At 52.3% G+C, this 14,972-nt stretch carries 14 protein-coding genes and 5 tRNA genes; all 19 read left to right on the top strand.

The annotated features are described in order from the left end of the window. Positions 1–4: 4 nt before the first annotated feature. Positions 5–1,213: a 2-oxoglutarate dehydrogenase complex dihydrolipoyllysine-residue succinyltransferase gene (gene odhB / locus J4650_RS15935; protein WP_000099858.1), complete on the top strand. Its 1,209-nt coding sequence runs from the start codon at positions 5–7 to the stop codon at positions 1,211–1,213. 141 nt (positions 1,214–1,354) lie between these two features. Next, positions 1,355–2,521 carry an ADP-forming succinate--CoA ligase subunit beta gene (sucC, locus tag J4650_RS15930; protein WP_001048590.1) on the top strand — a complete coding sequence of 389 codons (1,167 nt, stop codon included), beginning with the start codon at positions 1,355–1,357 and terminating at the stop codon, positions 2,519–2,521. Next, complete coding sequence (gene sucD / locus J4650_RS15925; RefSeq protein WP_000114631.1) at positions 2,521–3,390, top strand: succinate--CoA ligase subunit alpha; 870 nt, start codon at positions 2,521–2,523, stop codon at positions 3,388–3,390. The genes sucC and sucD overlap by 1 nt, the downstream gene beginning before the upstream one ends. A gap of 1,581 nt (positions 3,391–4,971) precedes the next feature. Beyond that, positions 4,972–6,540, top strand: coding sequence for a cytochrome ubiquinol oxidase subunit I (gene cydA, locus J4650_RS15920; protein ID WP_000884369.1), 1,569 nt, complete (start codon positions 4,972–4,974; stop codon positions 6,538–6,540). Positions 6,541–6,555: 15 nt separating this feature from the next. Next, complete coding sequence (gene cydB, locus J4650_RS15915; RefSeq protein WP_000568258.1) at positions 6,556–7,695, top strand: cytochrome d ubiquinol oxidase subunit II; 1,140 nt, start codon at positions 6,556–6,558, stop codon at positions 7,693–7,695. Between the two features lie 14 nt (positions 7,696–7,709). Beyond that, positions 7,710–7,823, top strand: coding sequence for a cytochrome bd-I oxidase subunit CydX (cydX, locus tag J4650_RS15910; RefSeq protein ID WP_000270278.1), 114 nt, complete (start codon positions 7,710–7,712; stop codon positions 7,821–7,823). Between the two features lie 136 nt (positions 7,824–7,959). Beyond that, entirely contained in the window at positions 7,960–8,241 is a 282-nt protein-coding gene (ybgE, locus tag J4650_RS15905) for a cyd operon protein YbgE (RefSeq protein ID WP_000875305.1), read from the top strand. A 228-nt stretch (positions 8,242–8,469) separates the two neighbouring features. Continuing rightward, complete coding sequence (gene ybgC / locus J4650_RS15900) at positions 8,470–8,874, top strand: tol-pal system-associated acyl-CoA thioesterase (protein ID WP_001046240.1); 405 nt, start codon at positions 8,470–8,472, stop codon at positions 8,872–8,874. Further along, positions 8,871–9,563, top strand: a complete 693-nt coding sequence (gene tolQ / locus J4650_RS15895; protein ID WP_000131318.1) for a Tol-Pal system protein TolQ — start codon at positions 8,871–8,873, stop codon at positions 9,561–9,563. Before ybgC ends, tolQ begins: the two co-directional genes overlap by 4 nt. Positions 9,564–9,566: 3 nt before the next feature. Further along, positions 9,567–9,995: a colicin uptake protein TolR gene (gene tolR / locus J4650_RS15890; protein WP_000124676.1), complete on the top strand. Its 429-nt coding sequence runs from the start codon at positions 9,567–9,569 to the stop codon at positions 9,993–9,995. A gap of 64 nt (positions 9,996–10,059) precedes the next feature. Continuing rightward, complete coding sequence (tolA, locus tag J4650_RS15885; RefSeq protein WP_023136707.1) at positions 10,060–11,238, top strand: cell envelope integrity protein TolA; 1,179 nt, start codon at positions 10,060–10,062, stop codon at positions 11,236–11,238. Between the two features lie 123 nt (positions 11,239–11,361). Next, complete coding sequence (tolB, locus tag J4650_RS15880) at positions 11,362–12,654, top strand: Tol-Pal system beta propeller repeat protein TolB (RefSeq protein ID WP_001562341.1); 1,293 nt, start codon at positions 11,362–11,364, stop codon at positions 12,652–12,654. A 34-nt stretch (positions 12,655–12,688) separates the two neighbouring features. Continuing rightward, positions 12,689–13,213 carry a peptidoglycan-associated lipoprotein Pal gene (gene pal / locus J4650_RS15875; RefSeq protein WP_023993909.1) on the top strand — a complete coding sequence of 175 codons (525 nt, stop codon included), beginning with the start codon at positions 12,689–12,691 and terminating at the stop codon, positions 13,211–13,213. Positions 13,214–13,222: 9 nt separating this feature from the next. Next, positions 13,223–14,011: a cell division protein CpoB gene (gene cpoB / locus J4650_RS15870; protein WP_000097547.1), complete on the top strand. Its 789-nt coding sequence runs from the start codon at positions 13,223–13,225 to the stop codon at positions 14,009–14,011. A gap of 164 nt (positions 14,012–14,175) precedes the next feature. Beyond that, positions 14,176–14,251, top strand: a tRNA-Lys gene (locus J4650_RS15865). A gap of 136 nt (positions 14,252–14,387) precedes the next feature. Next, positions 14,388–14,463: transfer RNA gene (locus J4650_RS15860), tRNA-Val, on the top strand. Between the two features lie 3 nt (positions 14,464–14,466). Beyond that, positions 14,467–14,542: transfer RNA gene (locus tag J4650_RS15855), tRNA-Lys, on the top strand. Between the two features lie 142 nt (positions 14,543–14,684). Further along, positions 14,685–14,760 (top strand) — tRNA-Lys (locus J4650_RS15850). Between the two features lie 134 nt (positions 14,761–14,894). Then, positions 14,895–14,970, top strand: a tRNA-Lys gene (locus tag J4650_RS15845). The last annotated feature ends 2 nt before the right edge of the window (positions 14,971–14,972 follow it).

The raw sequence follows: 14,972 nt of genomic DNA, 5'->3' as shown, positions 1-14,972 counted from the left end.
AATAATGAGTAGCGTAGATATTCTTGTTCCCGACCTGCCTGAGTCCGTAGCGGACGCGACCGTCGCCACCTGGCATAAAAAACCGGGTGATGCGGTTGTTCGTGACGAAGTGCTGGTAGAAATCGAAACTGACAAAGTGGTACTGGAAGTACCGGCTTCAGCGGACGGCATTCTGGATGCGGTTCTGGAAGAGGAGGGGACGACTGTCACCTCTCGCCAGATCCTGGGTCGCCTGCGTGAAGGCAACAGCGCGGGTAAAGAGACCAGCGCGAAATCTGAAGAGAAAGCGTCTACGCCGGCACAGCGCCAGCAGGCGTCGCTGGAAGAACAAAACAACGATGCGCTCAGCCCGGCGATCCGTCGCCTGCTGGCTGAACACAATCTGGAAGCCAGCGCCATTAAAGGCACTGGTGTGGGTGGGCGTCTGACCCGTGAAGATGTGGAAAAACATCTGGCGAAAGGCGAGTCTAAAGCACCCGCTGTTGAACCTGCAGCACAACCCGCTCTGGGCGCGCGCGGCGAAAAACGCGTGCCAATGACCCGCCTGCGTAAGCGCGTGGCCGAGCGTCTGCTGGAAGCGAAAAATTCCACCGCCATGCTGACGACCTTCAATGAAGTCAACATGAAGCCGATTATGGATTTGCGTAAGCAGTATGGCGAAGTGTTTGAAAAACGTCATGGTATCCGCCTGGGCTTTATGTCCTTCTACGTGAAAGCGGTAGTGGAAGCGCTGAAGCGTTATCCGGAAGTGAACGCCTCTATCGACGGCGATGACGTGGTGTATCACAACTACTTTGATGTGAGCATGGCGGTGTCTACGCCGCGCGGCCTGGTCACGCCGGTATTACGTGACGTGGATACGCTGGGCATGGCTGACATCGAGAAAAAAATTAAAGAACTGGCTGTCAAAGGCCGCGACGGCAAGCTGACCGTAGAAGATCTGACCGGCGGTAACTTTACCATTACCAACGGCGGCGTATTCGGTTCGCTGATGTCTACCCCGATCATCAACCCGCCGCAGAGCGCGATTCTGGGAATGCATGCTATTAAAGACAGGCCGATGGCGGTGGATGGCAAGGTGGAAATCCTGCCGATGATGTACCTGGCGCTCTCTTACGATCATCGCCTGATCGATGGTCGCGAATCCGTGGGCTTCCTGGTTACCATCAAAGAGTTGCTGGAAGATCCGACCCGTCTGCTGTTGGACGTGTAGTCAGCAAGAGCATCACCTGCTACCTGTAGGCTGGATCAGGCGTTCACGCCGCCATCCGGCGATGGTGTAATGCCTGATGGCGCGCAGCTTTCAGGCCTACAGGTCTAAAGATAACGATTACCTGAAGGATGGACAGAACACATGAACTTACATGAATATCAGGCAAAACAACTTTTTGCCCGCTATGGCTTACCGGCGCCGGTGGGTTATGCCTGTACTACTCCGCGTGAAGCCGAAGAAGCCGCGTCTAAAATCGGTGCCGGCCCGTGGGTAGTGAAATGTCAGGTTCACGCTGGCGGCCGCGGCAAAGCGGGCGGTGTGAAGGTAGTAAAAAGCAAAGAAGAGATTCGCGCCTTCGCGGAAAACTGGCTGGGCAAACGTCTGGTGACCTATCAAACAGACGCTAATGGCCAACCGGTAAACCAGATTCTGGTTGAAGCGGCGACCGACATCGGCAAAGAACTGTACCTCGGCGCGGTGGTTGACCGTAGTTCTCGTCGCGTGGTCTTTATGGCGTCTACCGAAGGCGGCGTAGAGATCGAAAAAGTCGCGGAGGAAACCCCGCATCTGATCCATAAAGTCGCGCTCGATCCGCTGACCGGCCCGATGCCGTATCAGGGACGGGAACTGGCGTTCAAATTGGGTCTGGAAGGTAAACTGGTGCAGCAGTTCACCAAAATCTTTATGGGCCTGGCAACCATTTTCCTTGAGCGCGACCTGGCGCTGATCGAAATCAACCCGCTGGTGATCACTAAGCAGGGCGATCTGATTTGCCTCGACGGCAAGCTGGGCGCTGACGGCAACGCGCTGTTCCGCCAGCCGGATCTGCGCGAAATGCGCGACCAGTCTCAGGAAGACCCGCGTGAAGCGCAGGCGGCACAGTGGGAACTGAACTACGTCGCGCTGGACGGCAACATCGGTTGCATGGTGAACGGCGCGGGCCTGGCGATGGGCACCATGGACATCGTTAAGCTGCATGGCGGCGAACCGGCTAACTTCCTTGACGTAGGCGGCGGCGCAACCAAAGAGCGCGTCACCGAAGCGTTTAAAATTATCCTCTCGGATGACAACGTGAAAGCGGTTCTGGTTAACATCTTCGGCGGTATCGTCCGTTGTGACCTGATTGCCGACGGTATCATCGGCGCGGTGGAAGAAGTGGGCGTTAACGTTCCGGTGGTGGTGCGTCTGGAAGGCAACAACGCCGAACTCGGCGCGAAGAAACTGGCTGACAGTGGCCTGAATATTATTGCAGCGAAAAGTCTGACGGATGCAGCTCAGCAGGTTGTTGCCGCAGTGGAGGGGAAATAATGTCCGTTTTAATTAATAAAGATACCAAGGTTATCTGCCAGGGCTTCACCGGTAGCCAGGGGACTTTCCACTCCGAACAGGCGATTGCTTACGGTACGCAGATGGTCGGCGGCGTAACGCCGGGCAAAGGCGGCACCACGCATCTGGGTCTGCCGGTGTTCAACACCGTGCGCGAAGCGGTAGAAGCTACCGGTGCGACCGCATCCGTTATCTACGTGCCGGCGCCGTTCTGCAAAGACTCCATTCTGGAAGCGATCGACGCAGGCATCAAACTGATTATCACCATCACCGAAGGTATTCCGACGCTGGATATGCTGACCGTGAAAGTGAAGCTGGACGAAGCGGGCGTACGCATGATCGGCCCGAACTGCCCAGGTGTGATCACCCCGGGCGAATGCAAAATCGGCATCATGCCGGGTCACATTCATAAGCCGGGTAAAGTGGGTATCGTTTCCCGTTCCGGCACGCTGACCTATGAAGCGGTTAAGCAGACCACCGACTACGGTTTCGGCCAGTCCACCTGCGTGGGTATCGGCGGCGACCCGATCCCGGGCTCTAACTTCATCGACATTCTGAAATTGTTCCAGGAAGATCCGCAGACTGAAGCGATCGTGATGATCGGCGAGATCGGCGGTAGCGCAGAAGAAGAAGCGGCGGCTTATATTAAAGACCACGTGACCAAGCCGGTTGTTGGCTATATCGCGGGTGTTACCGCGCCGAAAGGCAAGCGTATGGGCCACGCTGGCGCCATCATTGCCGGTGGTAAAGGCACTGCGGATGAAAAATTCGCCGCGCTGGAAGCCGCGGGCGTGAAAACCGTTCGCAGCCTGGCCGATATCGGCGAAGCGCTGAAAGCAATTATAAAATAAAACTCGCTGTTCCTGCGGGAACAGATAAATGTCCGTTTTCGACATGGTTGGCCACCTTTACGGTGGCCTTTTTTATGGCTTTATTGTTTGTGGCAAAGTACGGGTGAAGCATCCGGGATATAAAATTATTGGCTTTGTAAATATTGAGCCATAGGAAAATGATGCCTCAGTAAAAAACATGGTGGAGTCTAAAAATAATTGATAATAACCGTCTGGCAGCGGCAGTAAATTTACTCTGTTTGCCGGTTAACTCTTTTTCAGCAAATACAGATGCTGTCTTAGTGAAAGACCTGCCGACCTCACTGGAGACGGATTATGCGCTTTCCGCCATGAAAAAAACGCATTGCAGCATTACACTATGTTGACGCTAACCTCTATAGTAAATTGATGCTTGACTCTGTGGCCGCGCATGTTTGCCTGAGCGCGAACTACATGTCTCCTCAGATGTATCGCGCTTACACAGACTGCTTGTTTAATGGCAGAATAAAACAGCTATTTTAATCATAAGAGTACCAGCATCACTTCTCTGAAGTATTAAAGATATCGTTTAATAAATCATATGAACTTTTGCTGGTTAAAAGAGGTTAACTTTAAAAATTATTAAGAACTTATTGACACTATTCGTTCGTGATTAATCATGTTTAAAGGGTATTTATGGCTGCGAATAAACAGAATTATCACTATGAGTGACGTAGATATTGAGGGTAAATCTGTGAAGGTGATAACAGAATCTTCACTATAATAATTATAGAGAGGCAAATACGGTGTTATTGAAATAAAGAAAAAGTAGCGAATAAAATGTTTGTTTCTGGCTATCTGGAAAGCTTATTAGCGATAATTAAGGCGATAACCTGGCAAGATGATCCTGGCCGTTAGTCGTCGGGAAAGGGAAGTTGGGGCAGGGTAATCCCGGTGGGATGATGGCGCGTGTGCAATGAGATAGTTTCTTTGCGGTGTTAATTATAAGTAAAATAAAAATAGACTAAATGTATAAAATAATAAGTGTTGATAACCTGCAGAAAAAATCTGTGAGCTATTTAGCAATAATTGAACATCAATGTGGAATGTTTTTTACTGGATGCGGGGCAGTAAAAAACGCACAAAATGTTTAGCCTTATCGAATAAGCCTCTTTTTACAGGGGGTTTGAAATTACTCTTTGCAAAAACAAAAAGTTAACAAAAAATTCACCATGCATTCAATGAATAAACATTATTAACATTAACTTCAAAAATTGATTTTAATCAATATTTAAATGTTGGAAAAGAGTATCAAAACTGGTTAAATTGTCCGTGATCAAATTCCCTGAAAAGCGATAGATTAGCCATAAATTGATCGCTGTCGAAAAAAGCAAATCTGACCCACTAAAAACCTGTTTATTGTAAGGGTTTTACGGCGTAATATATTTGCGGGATCAATTTGGGTTTTTTATTAACATGTTTGTAACTTTTCATCATTACTGTTTCCTTCCCGAGGGGATAGTACGATGAGAGGCCGCAAATAAATTTGTATTGGGGCATGCGTGTGACCCTTTCTAACGGGGTTCACTCTCGGAGTCTTCATGCGATGAGCAAGGAGTCATGATGTTAGATATAGTCGAACTGTCGCGCTTACAGTTTGCCTTGACCGCGATGTACCACTTCCTGTTTGTGCCGCTAACGCTCGGTATGGCGTTCCTGCTGGCCATTATGGAAACGGTATACGTCCTTTCCGGCAAACAGATTTATAAAGATATGACCAAGTTCTGGGGCAAGTTGTTTGGTATCAACTTTGCTCTGGGTGTGGCTACCGGTTTGACCATGGAGTTCCAGTTCGGGACAAACTGGTCGTACTACTCCCACTATGTTGGGGACATCTTCGGTGCGCCGCTGGCCATCGAAGGTTTGATGGCCTTCTTCCTCGAATCCACCTTTGTAGGTCTGTTCTTCTTCGGCTGGGATCGTCTGAGTAAAGTTCAGCATATGTGCGTCACCTGGCTGGTGGCTCTGGGGTCCAACCTCTCCGCGTTGTGGATTCTGGTAGCGAACGGCTGGATGCAAAACCCAATCGCTGCGGATTTCAATTTCGAAACCATGCGTATGGAAATGGTGAGCTTCTCTGAACTGGTGCTGAACCCGGTAGCACAGGTGAAATTTGTTCACACTGTGGCGTCCGGCTATGTCACCGGCGCGATGTTCATCCTCGGTATCAGCGCTTACTACATGCTGAAAGGTCGTGACTTCGCCTTTGCTAAACGCTCCTTTGCTATTGCTGCCAGCTTCGGTATGGCTGCCGTACTGTCCGTTATCGTACTCGGTGACGAATCCGGTTACGAAATGGGCGACGTGCAGAAAACCAAGCTCGCTGCGATTGAAGCTGAATGGGAAACGCAACCTGCTCCGGCCTCCTTTACCCTGTTCGGCATTCCTGACCAGGACAAACAGGAAAACCATCTGGCGATTCAGATCCCTTATGCGCTCGGCATTATCGCTACGCGTTCCGTGGACACGCCGGTTATTGGCCTGAAAGATCTCATGGTTCAGCATGAAGAGCGTATCCGTAACGGGATGAAAGCCTATGAACTGCTGGAGCAGCTGCGCGCCGGTTCTACCGACCAGGCCGTTCGCGACCAGTTTAACAGCATGAAGAAAGATCTCGGTTACGGCCTGCTGCTGAAACGCTATACGCCTAATGTGACTGACGCGACCGAAGCGCAGATCCAGCAAGCGACGAAAGATTCCATTCCTCGCGTTGCGCCGCTGTACTTCGCTTTCCGTATCATGGTGGCGTGCGGCTTCCTGCTGCTGGCGATCATCGCACTTTCCTTCTGGAGCGTGATTCGTAACCGCATCGGTGAGAAAAAATGGCTGTTGCGCGCGGCGCTGTACGGTATTCCACTGCCGTGGATTGCGGTTGAAGCAGGTTGGTTCGTCGCCGAGTATGGTCGTCAGCCGTGGGCGATCGGCGAAGTGTTGCCGACAGCCGTGGCGAACTCATCGCTGACCGTGGGCGATCTGCTGTTCTCCATGTTCCTGATTTGCGGCCTGTATACCCTGTTCCTGGTGGCAGAATTGTTCCTGATGTTCAAATTTGCACGCCTTGGCCCAAGCAGCCTGAAAACCGGTCGCTATCACTTTGAGCAGTCCACCGTGACTTCTCAGCCGGCACGCTAAGACAGGAGTCGTCAAATGATCGATTATGAAGTACTACGTTTTATCTGGTGGCTGCTGGTTGGCATTTTGCTAATTGGTTTCGCTGTCACCGATGGGTTCGACATGGGGGTGGGGATGCTCACCCGTTTCCTCGGTCGTAACGACACCGAACGTCGAATTATGATTAACTCTATCGCCCCGCACTGGGACGGTAACCAGGTGTGGTTGATCACCGCGGGCGGCGCGTTGTTTGCTGCCTGGCCGATGGTTTACGCCGCGGCGTTCTCCGGTTTCTATGTGGCGATGATCCTGGTGCTGGCGTCTTTGTTCTTCCGTCCGGTCGGTTTTGATTACCGTTCCAAGATTGAAGACCCGCGCTGGCGCAACATGTGGGACTGGGGCGTGTTCATCGGTAGCTTTGTGCCGCCGCTGGTGATTGGCGTGGCCTTTGGCAACCTGTTGCAGGGCGTACCGTTCCATGTGGATGAGTATCTGCGTCTGTACTATACCGGTAACTTCTTCCAGTTGCTGAACCCGTTTGGTCTGCTGGCGGGTATCGTAAGCGTAGGGATGATCATCACGCAGGGGGCGACTTACCTGCAAATGCGTACCGTTGGCGAACTGCACCTGCGCGCGCGCGCCACCTCGCAGATTGCGGCGCTGGTGACATTAGTGTGCTTTGCGCTGGCGGGCGTTTGGGTAATGTATGGTATTGATGGTTATGTCGTGACATCCGCGATTGATCATCATGCTGCCTCTAACCCGCTGACTAAAGAAGTGGCGCGCGAAGCCGGCGCCTGGCTGGTGAACTTTAATAATGCTCCGATCCTGTGGTTGGTTCCGGCTCTGGGCGTGGTTTTGCCGCTGCTGACTATCCTGACTTCCCGTATGGAGAAAGGCGCGTGGGCATTCCTGTTCTCTTCGCTGACGTTGGCCTGCATTATTCTGACGGCGGGTATCGCTATGTTCCCATTTGTGATGCCGTCCAGCACGATGATGAATGCCAGTCTGACCATGTGGGATGCGACATCCAGCCAGATGACGCTGAATCTGATGACCTGGGTTGCGGCGGTGTTCGTACCGATCATTCTGATCTACACCAGCTGGTGTTACTGGAAAATGTTCGGTCGTATCACTAAAGAACATATTGAAAGCAACACCCACTCTCTGTACTAAGTAAGGAGCTTAAAATGTGGTATTTCGCATGGATTCTGGGAACGCTTCTTGCCTGTGCATTCGGGATCATTACCGCCCTGGCGCTTGAGCACGTTGAAGCGGGTAAAACCGGTCAAGAAGAAAGCTAATGATTCATATTGTCGCTATGCAATATACAAAATCATTTAAGTTGCATCGCGGCGGCAAGGCTGCGAATCCCCAGGAGCTTACATCAGTAAGTGACTGGGGTGTGCAGCCGCAGCCAACAAAGAGGCAGCTTAGAGGATGAAGTATATTTATGCGGTAATGGACAAGCGCCCGTTAAGGGCGCTTTCCTTCGTGATGGCGATAGTGCTGGCAGGATGTATGTTCTGGGACCCGTCACGGTTTGCCGCCAGGACCAGCACGCTTGAAATCTGGCACGGATTATTGCTGATGTGGGCGGTTTGCGCAGGCATAATCCACGGCGTGGGTTTTCGCCCTGAATCCGTACACTGGCAAGGGATTTTTTGTCCGCTCCTTGCGGATATCGTCCTTATCGTCGGCCTGATTTTCTTCTTCTTGTGAATAAGAAACCTCCTTAAAAATATAGGGGCTTGCATAAGCCCATATATTTTTACTCTCCCTTAACTTCCCCCCATTCCCAAGCCTCATTCCCACGCGTATAGTAGCAACGTTTAAAAGCTCTACTTTTGTTGCATTACTGGGATGTAAAGTGAATACAAGGCGATATACAACGGCATTCTTGAGGCATTACGGCGGCAAGCGGATGACGCCAATAAAGAGGCTGCAGGGATGAATAAGTATATGTTTCGATGGCCAATTCGAGTTTATTACGAAGACACGGACGCCGGCGGTGTGGTTTATCACGCCAGCTATGTCGCTTTTTATGAAAGAGCGCGCACGGAGATGCTGCGTCACCATCACTTCAGCCAACAGGTGCTGCTGGCGGAGCGGGTCGCCTTTGTGGTGCGCAAGATGACGCTGGAATACTATGCGCCTGCGCGGCTCGACGATATGCTTGAAGTTCAAACAGAAATTACGTCAATGCGTGGCACCGCTTTGGTTTTCACGCAACGCATTGTCAACGCAGAGAACACGCTGCTAAATGAAGCAGAGGTTCTGATTGTTTGCGTTGATCCACTCAAAATGAAGCCTCGTGCGCTTCCTAAGTCTATTGTCGCGGAGTTTAAGCAGTGACTGACATGAATATCCTTGATTTGTTCCTGAAGGCAAGCCTTCTGGTTAAACTTATCATGTTGATTTTGATTGGTTTTTCAATAGCATCCTGGGCCATCATTATCCAGCGAACGCGTATCCTGAACGCCGCTGCGCGTGAGGCGGAAGCGTTTGAAGATAAATTCTGGTCCGGAATCGAACTATCGCGTCTGTACCAGGAAAGCCAGGGGAGACGCGATAGTCTGTCGGGCTCGGAACAAATCTTTTATAGCGGGTTCAAAGAGTTTGTCCGGCTCCATCGCGCCAACAGCCATGCGCCGGAGGCAGTGGTAGAGGGGGCGTCGCGTGCGATGCGCATCTCCATGAACCGAGAGTTGGAAACGCTGGAAACGCATATCCCGTTTCTTGGCACGGTAGGCTCTATCAGTCCTTATATCGGTCTGTTTGGCACCGTATGGGGGATTATGCATGCGTTTATCGCCCTGGGCGCGGTGAAACAGGCGACTCTGCAAATGGTTGCGCCGGGTATTGCCGAAGCATTGATTGCCACGGCGATTGGTCTGTTTGCCGCTATCCCTGCGGTTATGGCTTACAACCGACTGAATCAGCGCGTGAACAAGCTGGAACTGAATTACGACAACTTTATGGAAGAGTTCACCGCGATTCTGCACCGCCAGGCGTTTACCGTAAGCGAAAGCAACAAGGGGTAAGCCATGGCCAGAACGCGTGGACGAGGTCGTCGCGAACTTAAGTCCGAAATCAATATCGTACCGCTACTCGACGTACTGTTGGTGCTGCTGCTGATCTTTATGGCAACCGCGCCGATCATTACCCAGAGCGTGGAAGTCGACTTACCGGAGGCGAATCAGTCGCAGGCGGTCAGTAGTAACGACGATCCACCGGTCATTATTGAGGTTTCCGGAGTAGGGCAATACAGCGTAGTGGTTGATAAAGATCGAATGGATCAACTGCCGTCTGAACAGGTGATCGCAGAAGTAAAGCGTCATCTGCAGGCTAATCCGAAAACAGTCTTTTTAATCGGCGGCGCGAAAGAGGTGCCGTACGATGAAATAATTAAAGCGCTGAACTTGTTACACAGCGCGGGCGTAAAATCGGTTGGCTTAATGACGCAGCCAATCTGAAGTCTGCGTCCCGTTGGCTTGAAAGACGGCGAGTAACAGGCGAACAGTTTTTTGGGAACCGAGAGTGTCAAAGGCAACCGAACAAAACGACAAGCTCAAACGGGCGATAATTATTTCAGCCGTGCTGCATATCATCTTATTTGCAGTGCTGATCTGGAGTTCGTTTGATGAGCATATAGAGGCTTCTGCCGGCGGCGGCGGTGGTTCCGCTATCGACGCGGTGATGGTCGATCCTGGCGCCGTTGTGCAGCAGTACAACCGTCAGCAGGATCAACAGGCCAGCGCCAGACGCGCGGAAGAAGAGCGTAAAAAGCTGCAACAGCAGCAAGCAGAGGAGTTGCAGCAGAAGCAGGCTGCCGAACAGGAGCGGTTGAAACAACTTGAGAAAGAACGTTTAGCGGCTCAGGAGCAGCAAAAGCAGGCTGAAGAAGCGGCAAAACTGGCGCAACAGCAGCAGCAACAGGCCGAAGAAGCGGCGAAAGCGGCGGCGGACGCGAAGAAGAAAGCGGAGGCCGAGGCGGCGAAAGCGGCGGCGGACGCGAAGAAGAAAGCAGAGGCCGAGGCGGTAAAAGCGGCAGCGGACGCGAAGAAGAAAGCGGAAGCCGAAGCGGCGAAAGCAGCGGCGGACGCGAAGAAGAAAGCAGAGGCCGAAGCGGCGAAAGCAGCGGCGGAGGCGAAGAAGAAAGCGGAAGCCGAAGCGGCGAAAGCAGCGGCGGAGGCGAAGAAGAAAGCGGATGCCGAGGCGGCGAAAGCGGCGGCGGAGGCGAAGAAGAAAGCGGATGCCGCGGCGGCGAAAGCAGCGGCGGACGCGAAGAAGAAAGCGGCAGCCGAAAAAGCGGCCGCCGCAGAAGGCGTCGACGATCTGCTTGGCGATCTCAGCTCGGGTAAGAATGCGCCGAAAACCGGCGGCGGCGCGAAAGGGAATGGTCAGCCATCGAAAGATAGCGGTACATCGGGCGCTAACGGTGGGACGACAGGCGCTGATATCAGCGCCTACGCGAAACAGATTCAGGTCGCCATTCAGAGCCGTCTGTATGATGCGAGCCTGTATCAGGGCAAACAATGTGTCTTGCATATTAGCCTGGCGCCGGATGGCTCATTAAAAAGCATTACGTCTGAGGGCGGCGATCCGGCGCTTTGTCAGGCGGCGTTAATGGCGGCAAAAACCGCGAAAATTCCTAAACCGCCAAGCCAGGCTGTTTATGAGAAAATAAAGGATGCCAAACTAGACTTTAAACTGTAGATACTTTTCTTTATGGAAGTTGGAGCGGTTGAGTTGTTACTGGTCCTGGTGGTTTTGTGTATTTGAGTTTGTTAACATTCTGCTAAATTATCGTGGGTCGCAGGCCCAGGTATGGGAGATATGATGAAGCAGGCATTACGAGTAGCATTTGGTTTTCTGATGCTGTGGGCGGCGGTGCTGCACGCAGAAGTCCGTATCGAGATCACCCAGGGGGTGGACTCGGCGCGACCGATTGGCGTTGTGCCTTTTAAATGGGCCGGGCCGGGCGCTGCGCCTGAAGATATCGGCGGCATCGTGGCGGCAGATTTACGCAACAGCGGTAAATTTAATCCGTTAGACCGGTCCCGACTGCCGCAGCAGCCAGCCACCGCTCAGGAAGTTCAGCCTACCGCATGGTCTGCGCTGGGTATTGATGCCGTCGTCGTTGGACAGGTCACGCCGAATCCGGACGGTTCCTACAATGTTGCTTATCAGCTGGTTGACACTGGCGGCGCGCCGGGTACCGTACTGGCGCAAAACTCTTATAAAGTGAACAAGCAGTGGCTGCGTTATGCAGGTCATACCGCCAGTGACGAAGTCTTTGAAAAACTGACGGGCATTAAGGGCGCGTTCCGTACTCGTATCGCCTATGTGGTACAGACTAATGGCGGTCAGTTCCCGTATGAACTGCGTGTGTCGGATTACGATGGTTACAATCAGTTTGTGGTGCACCGTTCTCCGCAGCCGTTGATGTCTCCGGCGTGGTCTCCGGACGGCTCAAAACTGGCTTACGTGACATTTGAAAGCGGTCGCTCCGCGCTGGTTATCCAGACGCTGGCAAACGGCGCAGTGCGTCAGGTTGCGTCCTTCCCGCGTCACAACGGCGCGCCGGCCTTCTCGCCGGATGGGACGAAACTGGCGTTCGCGTTATCGAAAACCGGAAGTCTGAACCTGTACGTTATGGATCTCGCCTCCGGCCAGATTCGTCAGATAACGGACGGGCGTAGCAACAATACGGAGCCGACCTGGTTCCCGGACAGCCAGACTCTGGCCTTTACTTCTGACCAGGCTGGACGTCCGCAAGTGTATAAAATGAACATTAACGGCGGTGCGGCGCAGCGTATTACCTGGGAAGGTTCGCAAAACCAGGATGCGGATGTCAGCAGCGACGGTAAATTTATGGTAATGGTAAGCTCAAATAACGGGCAGCAGCACATTGCCAAACAAGATCTGGTGACGGGTGGCGTACAGGTTCTGTCGTCAACGTTCCTGGATGAAACGCCAAGTCTGGCACCTAACGGCACGATGGTAATCTACAGCTCTTCTCAGGGGATGGGATCTGTGCTGAATTTGGTTTCTACAGATGGGCGTTTCAAAGCGCGTCTTCCGGCAACTGATGGTCAGGTGAAATCGCCTGCCTGGTCGCCGTATCTGTGATAATAATTAATTGATTACTAAAGGAATTAAAGAAATGCAACTGAACAAAGTGCTGAAGGGCCTGATGATTGCCCTGCCTGTTATGGCAATCGCGGCATGTTCTTCCAACAAGAACGCCAGCAATGACGGTAGCGAAGGCGGCATGCTGAACAGCGCCGGCACTGGTATGGACGCTAACGGCAACGGCAACATGTCATCTGAAGAGCAAGCGCGTCTGCAGATGCAGCAGCTGCAGCAGAACAACATCGTTTACTTCGATCTCGACAAGTACGATATCCGTTCTGACTTCGCGGCAATGCTGGATGCGCACGCTAACTTCCTGCGTAGCAACCCGTCTTACAAAGTCACCGTAGAAGGTCACGCGGACGAACGTGGTACGCCTGAGTACAACATCTCCCTGGGCGAACGTCGTGCTAACGCCGTTAAAATGTACCTGCAGGGTAAAGGCGTTTCCGCTGACCAGATCTCCATCGTTTCTTACGGTAAAGAAAAACCTGCCGTACTGGGCCACGACGAAGCGGCTTACGCTAAGAACCGTCGCGCTGTACTGGTTTACTAAGAGAATTGCATGAGCAGTAACTTCAGACATCACCTGTTGAGTCTGTCGTTACTGGTTGGCATAGCGGCCCCCTGGGCCGCTTTTGCTCAGGCGCCAATCAGTAGTGTCGGCTCAGGCTCGGTCGAAGACCGCGTCACTCAACTTGAGCGTATCTCTAACGCTCACAGCCAGCTTTTAACCCAACTTCAGCAGCAGCTCTCCGATAATCAGTCTGATATCGATTCTTTGCGCGGCCAAATCCAGGAAAATCAGTATCAACTGAATCAGGTGATGGAGCGCCAGAAGCAAATTATGCTGCAGCTGGGGAGCTTAAATAATGGCGGCGCAGCGCAGCCAGCGGCTGGTGACCAGAGCGGGGCGGCAACCGCTGCGACCCCCGCCCCGGATGCCGGTACGGCAACCTCAGGGGCGCCGGTACAAAGTGGCGATGCGAATACCGATTACAATGCGGCAATTGCGCTGGTGCAGGATAAGTCTCGCCAGGATGATGCGATTGTGGCGTTTCAGAACTTCATCAAGAAATACCCTGATTCTACTTATCAGCCGAACGCCAATTATTGGCTGGGCCAGTTGAATTACAACAAGGGTAAAAAAGATGACGCCGCCTATTATTTCGCCTCGGTAGTAAAAAACTATCCTAAGTCGCCGAAGGCTGCGGACGCGATGTACAAAGTTGGCGTTATCATGCAGGACAAAGGTGATACGGCAAAAGCGAAAGCGGTTTATCAGCAGGTGATTAACAAATATCCTGGCACTGATGGCGCGAAACAGGCGCAGAAGCGTCTTAACGCGATGTAATGCGTACCATGCGACCAGAAAACGCCTTTTTTCTGGTCGCGTCGTGCGATTCCTAAGCAGTTGAGCCCTCTGCGTCGAAATTTTTGTTGCGCTCAAATCTGAAATCAGTAATATATGCCGCCGTTGCCACGGGATATTAAACAACTCGAAAGCAACGCAAAAGTGGGTCGTTAGCTCAGTTGGTAGAGCAGTTGACTTTTAATCAATTGGTCGCAGGTTCGAATCCTGCACGACCCACCAATCGTTCGGTGGAAACGAGAATAAAGCGTGAAGGATAACGTTGCGTCAGCAACGGCCCGTAGGGCGAGGCGAAGCCGAGTCATCCTGCACGACCCACCACTAACTTCGGTTAGTCAGTAATATCCAGCGTAGTATCGGGTGATTAGCTCAGCTGGGAGAGCACCTCCCTTACAAGGAGGGGGTCGGCGGTTCGATCCCGTCATCACCCACCACTTGGGTCGTTAGCTCAGTTGGTAGAGCAGTTGACTTTTAATCAATTGGTCGCAGGTTCGAATCCTGCACGACCCACCAATTTAACATCAAACTCAGATGTTGAACGTGAAGGATAACGTTGCGTCAGCAACGGCCCGTAGGGCAAGGCGAAGCCGAGTCATCCTGCACGACCCACCATCTTTAGATGGTCCGAGTAAAATCTTTCAGGCAGCACCCGTATGGGTCGTTAGCTCAGTTGGTAGAGCAGTTGACTTTTAATCAATTGGTCGCAGGTTCGAATCCTGCACGACCCACCAATATACAAGGTGGTAACTGGTAGAGAACGTGAAGGATAATGTTGCTTTAGCAACGGCCCGAAGGGCGAGGCGAAGCCGAGTCATCCTGCACGACCCACCATCCTGAATGATTGAAGCAGTAACCCTTATCCAAGGGGTCGTTAGCTCAGTTGGTAGAGCAGTTGACTTTTAATCAATTGGTCGCAGGTTCGAATCCTGCACGACCCACCAAT

The sequence above is a fragment of the Salmonella sp. 32120201201600049SM genome (assembly GCF_017572835.1).
GTDB lineage: Bacteria > Pseudomonadota > Gammaproteobacteria > Enterobacterales > Enterobacteriaceae > Salmonella > Salmonella enterica.
Note: the sequence above shows the minus strand (reverse complement) of the source record. Positions and strands in the feature narration are given on the sequence as shown.